This is a genomic window from Malonomonas rubra, from assembly GCF_003247215.1.
GTDB classification, from domain to species: Bacteria; Desulfobacterota; Desulfuromonadia; order Desulfuromonadales; family Geopsychrobacteraceae; genus Malonomonas; species Malonomonas rubra_A.
This window is the reverse complement of record NZ_QKAP01000077.1, coordinates 1-10,039: the sequence shown is the minus strand read 5'-3', so window position 1 is coordinate 10,039 and position 10,039 is coordinate 1. Positions and strand designations below refer to the sequence as shown.

Genomic DNA, 10,039 nt, shown 5'->3' with positions numbered 1-10,039 from the left:
TCAATATTCTTTCTAGGGCAGGAACTGCCCGAAGTCACGCCCGTGGAGAATCCTCTGACGGCGGAACGGCTCGCAAGAGCCGGTCTACGAGTCATGGTTCGTTGAAACAGGAAGCTCCGTCGCTTGCGGCGGGGTAGTTCACCTCGGACCTATAAACTGCGGATAAAATCGGCCAGCAAGCTGAAATATTCCCGCGCATTTTCATACATGATGTCGTTGTGATTTCCCTGCGGGAAGATCTTCAGCTGCTTTCGACCGCCCGCCCAGTCGTACAAACGCTGACCGTGACTGGCATCAACCAGTCCATCATGCTCAGTGTGCATCACCAACAACGGCCCGGTATATTCAGCCATTTTCTGCTGATGATTCAGATATTCCGCAACCACAGCAGACAACTCATCCGAACTGCAGCCAAGCTCCAGCGGCTGTACACGCAGCAGCAGACGTTCCAGCACATCGGCCACCCCGCTTTCGATCACCAGCCCAGCCGCATCAGGAAAACGGGCCGCCGCCTCGATGGCGAAAATCGAGCCGACACTACGCCCGAAGAAGATCAGCTCGTTGGCCGGTTTACCGATCGCCTCAATCGTCGGCATCACATCATCAAGCATTTTACCCAGCTGCGGCTCTCCACTCGAACGTCCATAACCGCGCAGCTCGGCGAGAAACACGTTGCAGCTCATCTGATGCATCAGGGTAACGAAATCCCCCTGCCAGTCATCGACAATCTCGCCATTGCCATGAAAATGGACCAGCGTCTTCACCCGTGGATCGAGCTCATGATAAACACAAGCCAGCTGGGCATCCCCGCAATCAACCCAAAAAGGATCGAACAGGCTTCCCTGGCGCGGAAAGAAGTAGCGCTCGCTGATTAAGTGATGATTGAGCAGCTCTTTGTACATACTCAGCTCCAAATAAAATGGGGACAGAATAAAAGTCTGTCCCCTAAGTTATCACAACCGTCTCGGCCGCTAGCCCTCCCACTCATCGGCATCAAAAATCATCGCCGTTGACTCTTTCCCCGGCGGCACCATCGGGAAAGAGTAAGTATCGGGATGGATCGCCACATCGAGCACCACCGGCCCCGGTATTTCCATTGCCTTCTTCAGCCCCTCATGCAGCTCGTCCAGATTCTTGACCTTGATACCGCTCACGCCGAAGCCTTTGGCCACAGTGCAGAAATCGACATCCGCATCCAGGTTGGTGGAAGCGTATCGGGAGGAGAGGAACACCTTCTGAAACTGCCGAACCATCCCCAGTTTGCCGTTGTTAAGAATGATGCACTTGACCGGGATCTTGTACTGAGAGCAGGTCGCCAACTCCTGACAGTTCATCTGGAATGCGCCGTCCCCATTGATGGCAAAGATCGGTCGCTCCGGGTTACCCATTGCCGCCCCCATCGCCGCCGGCAACGCGTAGCCCATGGTGCCGAGACCGCCGCTGGTGATGTACTGGCGCGGCCCTTTGAACGGCAGGTAGTTGGCGGTCCACATCTGTGAAAGGCCGACGTCGGAGGCCACTACCGGCTGATCGCCAGCGACCGCCTCGATCGCTTCCATCACCTCATGCGGCACCAAGTGGTCGCGCTGCGGCCTCGGCAGCGGACCTTTCTTCTTGTAGCCCTGGATGTCCTCCAGCCAGCCACTGCGGTCTTTTTCCTCGATCAATTCAGTCAACGGTTCCAACACCTCGGCGGCGTCACAGACGATCGGCAGCCCCCCCTGCACCACTTTCCGGATGCTGGAGGGATCGATATCGAAGTGGATGATCTTGGCATTCGGTGCGAAGCTGTCGACTTTGCCGGTAACCCGGTCGTCAAAACGGACGCCGATGGCGATCAGGCAGTCACTCTGGCTGACCGCCATGTTGGCGTACCAGGCACCGTACATGCCGAGCATACCGACGGACAGCGGAGACTTAGGGTCCATGATGCCGATCCCCATCAGGGTGTGAGTGACCGGAATACTACCCTTTTGCGCCAGTGCGCGCAGCTTGTCTGAACTATTCGACAAGGTGATACCGCCACCGGCGTAGATCAGCGGCCGCTTCGCCTTGTTGATCATCTCGGCCGCCCGCTTGATCTGCTTCAGGTTCAGGCTCGGCTTCTCCTGATAACCACGCCGGGTCACCTCTTCCGGGATATTCGGCTTGATCTTCGCCGCCAGCACGTCGCTCGGTAGGTCGACCAGCACCGGTCCGGGGCGGCGGGTGCGGGCGATGTAGAAAGCTTCGCGGACAACCCGGGCCAGATCGTTGACATCGGTGACCACGTAGTTGTGCTTGGTGATCGGCCGGGTGATCCCGGCCATGTCAGCTTCCTGAAACGCGTCGTTGCCGATATCGGCGGTGGTCACCTGACAGGTCAGAGCGACCATCGGCACCGAGTCCATGTAGGCGGTGGCGATGCCGGTAACCAGGTTAGTCGCACCGGGACCGGAGGTGGTCAGGCAGACGCCGACCTTGCCGGTCGTCCGGGCATAGCCGTCAGCGGCGTGGGCGGCCCCCTGCTCGTGGCGGACAAGGATGTGCTTGAGATCCGTATCGTCAAGCAACGCATCATGCACCAGCAGAGTACGTGCGCCAGGGTAGCCGAAAATCGTATCCACACCTTCTTTCTTCAGGCATTCAAGTAAAATTTGTGCACCGGTTTTCATGTCATTCTCCTTCAAATAAAAAAACAGGCCGCGGATCGTTGCCCCGCGGCCTTTTCAACTATGTTGAGCAGGGAGCGCAGGGTGGATGACCCGAGCTCCCTTTCGATTCTTAACAATGAACCAAGGTAGCCGCGAGTCGTCAGGTAACGACGACTACGACTACCAGCAGCAGGTTTATGCTTAAAATCGCTCGAAACATTGTTTTAACTCCTTGAAGCCAGAATTTAACCGAGCATATAAAAGCTGTCAACAGAAAAGATCGCCTTTCCGGTCAGCAATTGGTAAGACCAGTCAAAATCTAAAAATCAATAACTTGCAATTGCTGACTTGCGAACTCACAATTCCCGATTTACTCTTATATCAGCAACCAGCCCTCACCAAAACGATAGGAGGGAATATGGACCTCAAACTTGATCCATTGCCAAACCAAAGGCTTGCACAGGCAAAATGGGCTTATACCACTAGAAGAATTGATCCCGATCAAACATTCCAACTGCTGACCGGAACAGTATCTCCCCTTGCTGGTGATCTGCTGCTAGCCAGGGTCGAAGAGTTGGGACAGCACCGCCGACTAGAGCTGGTCAGCAGCCGACGAGCGACCCTGTTCGAAGGAGACGAGATTGTCATTGCCTACGGCAACCGCTATGCCCCGGACCAGTTCGAGGGGATAGTCCCCGACCACCTAGGCCCTTGTCGTCTGGTTGCTGCCGGTGGGGTCGCAGCAAGGCTGCTGAATCGTCATGATCGGATCAAGTCGGCAACCCGCATCACTCCCCTTGGCCTGCTTACCGATGAGGAAGGGCATCGCATCAACCTAAGTCGCGCAAGGCTGCCTAAAGCGGATCGCATCGTCGCGAGCCCATTGGTCCTGGTGGTGGCGGGAACCTCGATGAATGCAGGGAAAACCTCTGCCTGCGCCAATCTGGTTCGAGGATTTGTCCGGCAAAACATCAAAGTGGCGGCAGCCAAGTTCACTGGCACCGGAGCTGGAGCGGACTATCGAGCGCTGGTTGACGCCGGGGCTTGTCCGGTGTTCGACTTTATCGACGCCGGATATGTTTCGACGTACCGGGTCAATCGCGAAACGCTCCTCGATATTGTCATGACCCTCGGTCACGAAATGGCTGAATCGGGTGCGGATATCATCATTGTAGAAGTTGCAGACGGTCTGCTGCAGAGAGAAACGGCGCGCCTGTTTGCAACACTGGAATTTACCGACTGGATCGATGGCGTCATTTTCGCCGCCAACGACGCCTTGGGAGCCCAAGCCGGCATTTCCTGGTTGAATGCACGCCAGCTGCCGGTCTTTGCCATTACCGGGGTACTGACCTCCTCGCCGCTGGCCAAAAGGGAAGCGGAAGAAGTCTGCGGGCTACCGGTTTATCACACCAACGCGTTGGCCCGACCGAGCGTTTCCAGCTACATCTACAGCTGCCTGCAATACCGTCATCAACAGAGAACGGCTAGCGAGGTCGTTAGATGATCAACCTCCCCGCCATATTTGCCGAAAGCCGGCGCTGGCTGCTTGTGCGGTTGATCGTCAACGGGATTTTGCAGGCGTTGATGATTATCACCTCCATGCTGTTGGTGCGGTTCGCCTTCAACGTCCTGCTCAATCCGGAGTTCGACGACCCGGAAATTCATATGTTCGATGAAACTGAAGTCTGGCAGATTGCCTTCTTTGCAGCAGGGCTGCTCAGTTGCACTGGCTTCACCGCCTGGCTGAAATATGTCGAAAGAATAGACGCCGAACGCCTCGGCCAAGAATATGTTCACCGGGTCCGCTTGAGTATCTTTGATCGCATGAAGCGATTTGCCCCCCGCTCACTCAGTCGTCGCGCGACCGGGTCCTCGATGTTGAGGTTTATCAGCGACCTTTCGTCCATTCGCCGCTGGGTCAGCCTTGGTCTGGCGCGCATCGTCGTTTCCGCGATCGTCACCACCATTTCAATCGGTGTGCTTGGACATCTCGATATCTACCTTGCTATCGGCTCGATCATCATCCTTTCCCTCGGCCTGTTATGGAATCTCAAGCTGGGTCCCAAAATGCATAAAATCGTCAGCGAATCGCGCCGCCTGCGCGGTCGTCTGGCCGGCAACATAAACGAGAAGATCCGCTCCATCATCGTCATTCAGGCCTTTAATCAGCAACAGCGGGAGCGACGCCGCTTCAGTAAACAGAGCCGCCTGCTGCGCGATGCCATGGTCGATCGGGCACGCGCTTCGGCCAGCATGCGGGTGGTCAACGATGGCGCCACCGCCCTGTCGATGGCGGCGATTCTCTCCTTCGGGGCATTTGAAGTTTTCCATGACATGACCAGCTCCGGCAATGTGGTTGCAGCCATGGCAGTGGTCGGCTTTCTCTCCAACGCCTTCCGTGACATGGGTCGGGTGCATGAGTATCTGCAGACCTACCGTGTCTCACGGGAGAAGATTATTGAGTTCATGCAAACCAAGCAACTCCGTGGCAGGTCAAGCAGACTCCCAGCGCTCCAAGTCAGCGCAGGCAATATCGAACTACAAAATGTTCTGATCAGAGGGGCACTAAGAAAAATATCGGGTACAATTCCGGGGGGAACCAAACTTGCGATCATCGGTGATAACGGAGCTGGAAAATCGACCCTTCTGCAGGCCATTGCCCGGCTAGTCGATCTGGATGAAGGAAAAATCCTGATCGACGGGCAGGATGTCAGACGCTGCAATCTCGACTCGATCCGTCAGGCCATCAGCATCGTCAGTCCCGACCTGCCCCTGCTCAAGGGTTCGGTTCACTACAATTTAAAATATCGCGCCCCGGATGCCAGCAGCACCGAACTTGAAGAAATCAAAAATCTTTGCGAGTTGGACCAGCTGCTAGACCAATTGCAGGGAGGAGAAGCGTTTCGGCTCCGCGAAGGAGGGATGAACCTCTCCCTCGGCCAACGTCACAAGCTGGCGATCGCCCGTGCCCTTCTCGGTAAGCCGGCGATTCTGATTATCGATGAGATGGACGCCAACCTTGACAAGCAGGCGGTTCATGTGCTGGAAAAGGTTATCGCCACCTTTTCTGGAACGGTGTTGATGGTCAGCCGCTCGGAAGAACGCCTGAATCTGGCAGATAACTTCTGGTATCTCGATGCCGGAAAACTGATTAAAGAAAGCAACAGCCTCTGTTCAGAACCTATCGATTTGACAGCAGCCAGCTTTGGGAGAGGTAAATGAACGATATCGAACCGGGAAAAATTCATCAGCGTTGCATCAACGGCATGTCGCAGATGCACTATTTCGTTTATCTGCCGCAGCACAGGACGGAAGAAAACAAAATCTTCTACTCCATTCACGGCATCTCCCGCAACGCCGAGGAGCATGTCGAAGGCTTTATCGCCCAGGCGGAAAAACATGGTGCCATCATCCTCGCGCCACTCTTTTTGAAAGAGGATTATCCCCGCTATCAGCAACTCGGCAGCTCTGCCAATCAACAACGGGCGGACATGGCTTTTGATCATGTTTTGCAGGACGCTCATGAATGGCTCGGGATTTCTCCCGCACCGATGCACATGTTCGGTTTCTCCGGTGGTGGGCAGTTTCTGCACCGCTATGCCATGTTCTATCCGAAAAGAGTTGCTAGAATGGTTCTGGCCGCCCCCGGCTGGTACACTTTCCCAGATCCGGAACGTAAATACCCGTATGGCATCAAATCGACTAGGGAGTGGCCGAATCTGAAATTCGTTCTGGAAAATTTTCTAAAAATTTCCACCCTGATTATGGTCGGTGAGCAAGATGACCTGCGCGACAAGGAGCTTAACAAAACCAAGGAGATCGATTCTTTTCAGGGGTTCAACCGAATCGAAAGAGCTGAGCGTTGGACAACCGCGGTCCGCGCCGTGGGGCGTTCCTACGACATCCCCACCAACATCCGGCTGGAGCAGGTTCCGAACGCCAGTCATGCTTACGAAAGCTACACCGCGCACCCACCTTTCGCTGAGCAGATTTTCGATTTTCTATTTGAAGAGCTTCAATAAAAGGAGCATCGGGGCTCTGTGTGAAGAATCTGAATTGGCCATAATCTTAGGACAACGTAAACAATATGGGAATTGCAAGATTATCCTCTCTAGTCAAATGCAGAAAGGTTGTGAAACACTCTCTATTTGAAACCTCGAAACAGAAACCACAATCATGTCTAAGAATTGTTTTGGAGGATAAATTTCAAGTAAATGCAATTTATGCTTATCTTGCAGTAAGTTAATCTTCTTTTAGAGCGTACCCTACACCTCGAATCATCTTTATCAGTTTCTGGTCGTAATCACGATCTACTTTCTCACAGAGATAGTTGATATAAACATCGATAATATTTGTATAAACATCCACTTTATAATCAAAAACGCGTTCAGCAATCATCGATCGCGATAATACTTGATTTGGATTTTGCATAAAATATTCTAGAAGAACATACTCTTTAGCGGATAGTTCAAGTTCTTTATTTGAGCGCCAAACTTTACGACTGAGGGGGTCAAGTCGAAGATCAGCATAATGAATCTCAGCATCACAGCTTTGCGTTCTTTTCCTAATTAAAGCATTGCACCGTGCTTTAAGCACTGGAAAGAAGAAGGGTTTCGGCAAATAATCATCACAACCTGCTTTAAATCCATTATCAATGTCATCTGGGCTATCTCTTCCTGTTAAATATAAAATCGGAACGGTAATCCCTTTCTCTCTAATTTCCCTAGTTGCAGCCCAACCATCCTTCTTAGGCATGATAACGTCCATTATTATCAGGTCATAGACATTGGAAGTCGCTTTAAGAACGCCTTCTTCTCCATCGAAAGCCAGATCAACAGAGTCCCCGCTCTCCTCAAATCTGCTTTTAAGAAATAACGCGACTTTCTTTTCATCTTCAACAAGGAGAAGGTGCATAAGCATCTCCAAAACTTGGATACCATTGACCTTGTGCTGACCTTATCTACTTTGTTTAGTCAAATAGAGATGTGGACTTTCATTATACCTTTTATATCTGAAAACAAAACTGACTCAGGCTAGACAGGGGGCAGGACAGAGCATCTGTCCCACCCCCTGTATTATATGTATGGACCTGAAGACGAGTGGTCGATACTCGGATCGTCTCCCAAAAGGCTATTTATTCGCGTATCGCCGATTACGCTGCTCGCTACGGTTCCCAGCCGACTTAGCGCACTCATGGTTGCGGGTGCGTCTGGGCTTTTTACCTGCCGGGTGTGAACTTTTTACTTGTAGCGACTCCGCAGTTTTGATTGAATCGGGCTCAAAGCCCTTGACGGTTGTTTTCGGCAGCTTTCGCTTCAGTAGCTTCTCAATATCTTTCAGTAACTTTTGTTCGTCATTTGATACCAGTGAAACCGCCTGCCCCTCACGTCCCGCTCGCCCGGTGCGACCGATGCGGTGGACGTAGTCCTCGGAGACGTTCGGCAGCTCGAAGTTGACAACCTGCGGAAGTTGCTCGATATCCAGACCACGGGCAGCGATATCGGTAGCAACCAACACCCGCACCGCACCTGTTTTGAAATCAGCCAATGCCTTTGTCCGCGCTCCCTGGCTTTTGTTGCCGTGGATAGCAGCGCTACTGATACCGTCTTTGGCGAGCTGGCCGGAAAGCCGGTTCGCTCCGTGCTTGGTGCGGGTAAAGACCAGCACCTGCTGCCAGTTGTTGGTGCTGATCAGATGCGAGAGCAGAGCACGCTTGCGGCTCTTATCAACTGGATGAATAGACTGGTTCACCGTCTCGGCGGCGGTATTGCGGCGCGCAACCTCAATCAAGGTCGGGGCGTTGAGCAGACCATCTGCCAGTTGTTTGATCTCGTTGGAGAAGGTCGCCGAAAAAAGCAGATTCTGCCGTTGTTCCGGAAGTAGCGCCAAGACTTTACGGATGTCACGGATAAAACCCATGTCGAGCATCCGGTCCGCCTCATCCAACACCAGAATTTCAACTTGGGACAAATCTAGGGTTTTCTGGCTGACGTGATCAAGCAGACGCCCCGGTGTGGCCACCAGGATATCAATGCCTTTATGCAGAATGTTGATCTGCGGCCGGATGCTGACGCCACCGAAAATCACTGCCGACCGAAGCGGCAGATATTTTCCGTAGGCGCGAACGCTCTCACCGACCTGAGCAGCAAGCTCGCGGGTCGGGGTGAGCACCAGTGCGCGCACCGAGCGCTTACCACGTCCCGGTTGGGCAGCGCATAAATTTTGCAGTAGCGGCAGGGTGAAGCCCGCCGTTTTGCCGGTGCCGGTCTGGGCACCGGCGAGGAGATCTCCCCCTTTGAGAACAACGGGGATCGCCTGACTTTGAATCGGCGTAGGTTGGCTGTAACCCTGCTCGGACACAGCACGAAGCAGTTCGGTCGATAGACCGAGGTCGTTAAAGGTCATGAAAAATATGAACTCCGAAAATGGAACCGGCCCATCCGATGTATAAAACAAGGGAACGGTCTTTAGGCTGGAAACGCTAAATGGTGTCAGGGGAAGATCAAAAAGAAACTACCGAGGACACTTACAAGTGCCGACCGATGGGCACTGAGAATTGCAGTAACATAAAGGATATGTTCGCTAAATGCAAGAAATATAGATATTTTTCAAAACAAACAGGACTTTTTTCTGCCAAAGGCCAGAAGGTATGGCAGGAGAACTATCTTAAAACTATGTTTCTTTGAGATGCAGAAGCCAAGAAGCCTTGGCTATGACCTGAACTTACTTAAGGTCCCGATATTTTAGATTAAAATATCATAGTTGCATATTATGCCTGAATGGGCCTAGAAAATTAAAAACTCTAGAAATTCATAAAATACAACAAAAAACTCCATACAAATAAAAACAGAATAGATGGTCCCCAAGAAGAGAGCATGCCAACAAATCGGATCTTTTGATTGGCCATTCTAATAGATGGGAACTGCTCCCGATCTCGCTGACAGGGCACAAGTCGTTTCCACTCATTTTCTATCGTTTTCAGCACATCGGAAGCTGCCCATAGTCCGGCCATAATGCAAAAACATGTCAGCAAGCCGACCAAAACAATAACATTCAATATCAATAAGGAAATTGTGATTCCGTTCCATCCATTCTGATTTTAAAAGACAGACCGAACGTGGCAAATAAAAACCCATGAAATATTGCCAACCACGCCATTCTTTGCTGAATCCAGCCAACCTCCTGCTTGATTTTTTATTCAAGCATTTCCCAATATTTTTCCGGAGTAAGATTGCGTTGCTGCTCAGGAGTCGACATCTCTTCCTCCCCTTAGAGCTTTCCAGTAAAACACCTCCGAGAACCAGACGGACTCCAACCCCCGCTCTTCGGCAGCGCGAGCCAGTCCATCGGGCTGGATCGAGTGCTCGGTAGGGAATACATGAATACCGAATAACATGTTTATCTCC

The 10,039-nt window shown here is 52.3% G+C and carries 7 protein-coding genes; 3 read left to right on the top strand and 4 right to left on the bottom strand.

Going from position 1 to position 10,039, the window contains the following annotated elements; genetic code table 11:
• Window positions 1–149: 149 nt before the first annotated feature.
• Together Q7J88_RS08035 and ilvB are read right to left on the bottom strand one after the other, a co-directional pair.
• Window positions 150–902 (bottom strand): alpha/beta hydrolase, encoded by a 753-nt coding sequence (locus tag Q7J88_RS08035; protein WP_303721652.1) that lies wholly within the window; start codon window positions 900–902, stop codon window positions 150–152.
• Window positions 903–971: 69 nt separating this feature from the next.
• Entirely contained in the window at window positions 972–2,654 is a 1,683-nt protein-coding gene (gene ilvB / locus Q7J88_RS08030; protein WP_303721651.1) for a biosynthetic-type acetolactate synthase large subunit, read from the bottom strand.
• A gap of 397 nt (window positions 2,655–3,051) precedes the next feature.
• Between ilvB and Q7J88_RS08025 the strand changes: the two genes are divergently transcribed.
• The 3 genes from Q7J88_RS08025 to Q7J88_RS08015 are packed head-to-tail and all read left to right on the top strand — an operon-like array spanning window position 3,052 to window position 6,655.
• On the top strand, window positions 3,052–4,137 hold the full coding sequence (locus Q7J88_RS08025; protein ID WP_303721650.1) for a hypothetical protein: 1,086 nt from the start codon (window positions 3,052–3,054) through the stop codon (window positions 4,135–4,137).
• Window positions 4,134–5,855, top strand: coding sequence for an ABC transporter ATP-binding protein (locus tag Q7J88_RS08020; protein WP_303721649.1), 1,722 nt, complete (start codon window positions 4,134–4,136; stop codon window positions 5,853–5,855). The genes Q7J88_RS08025 and Q7J88_RS08020 overlap by 4 nt, the downstream gene beginning before the upstream one ends.
• Window positions 5,852–6,655 (top strand): alpha/beta hydrolase, encoded by an 804-nt coding sequence (locus tag Q7J88_RS08015; protein WP_303721648.1) that lies wholly within the window; start codon window positions 5,852–5,854, stop codon window positions 6,653–6,655. Before Q7J88_RS08020 ends, Q7J88_RS08015 begins: the two co-directional genes overlap by 4 nt.
• A gap of 220 nt (window positions 6,656–6,875) precedes the next feature.
• Here the strand turns inward: Q7J88_RS08015 and Q7J88_RS08010 are convergent, their stop codons facing one another.
• On the bottom strand, window positions 6,876–7,547 hold the full coding sequence (locus tag Q7J88_RS08010) for a response regulator transcription factor (protein ID WP_303721647.1): 672 nt from the start codon (window positions 7,545–7,547) through the stop codon (window positions 6,876–6,878).
• 216 nt (window positions 7,548–7,763) lie between these two features.
• Window positions 7,764–9,038 carry a DEAD/DEAH box helicase gene (locus Q7J88_RS08005; RefSeq protein WP_303721646.1) on the bottom strand — a complete coding sequence of 425 codons (1,275 nt, stop codon included), beginning with the start codon at window positions 9,036–9,038 and terminating at the stop codon, window positions 7,764–7,766.
• Window positions 9,039–10,039: the final 1,001 nt, after the last annotated feature.

Excerpts from the sequence above, each read along its gene's own strand:
- Q7J88_RS08035 (WP_303721652.1), bottom strand. The coding sequence starts at position 902 with ATGTACAAAGAGCTGCTCAATCATCACTTAATCAGCGAGCGCTACTTC.
- ilvB (WP_303721651.1), bottom strand. The coding sequence starts at position 2,654 with ATGAAAACCGGTGCACAAATTTTACTTGAATGCCTGAAGAAAGAAGGT.
- Q7J88_RS08025 (WP_303721650.1), top strand. The coding sequence starts at position 3,052 with ATGGACCTCAAACTTGATCCATTGCCAAACCAAAGGCTTGCACAGGCA.
- Q7J88_RS08020 (WP_303721649.1), top strand. The coding sequence starts at position 4,134 with ATGATCAACCTCCCCGCCATATTTGCCGAAAGCCGGCGCTGGCTGCTT.
- Q7J88_RS08015 (WP_303721648.1), top strand. The coding sequence starts at position 5,852 with ATGAACGATATCGAACCGGGAAAAATTCATCAGCGTTGCATCAACGGC.
- Q7J88_RS08010 (WP_303721647.1), bottom strand. The coding sequence starts at position 7,547 with ATGCACCTTCTCCTTGTTGAAGATGAAAAGAAAGTCGCGTTATTTCTT.
- Q7J88_RS08005 (WP_303721646.1), bottom strand. The coding sequence starts at position 9,038 with ATGACCTTTAACGACCTCGGTCTATCGACCGAACTGCTTCGTGCTGTG.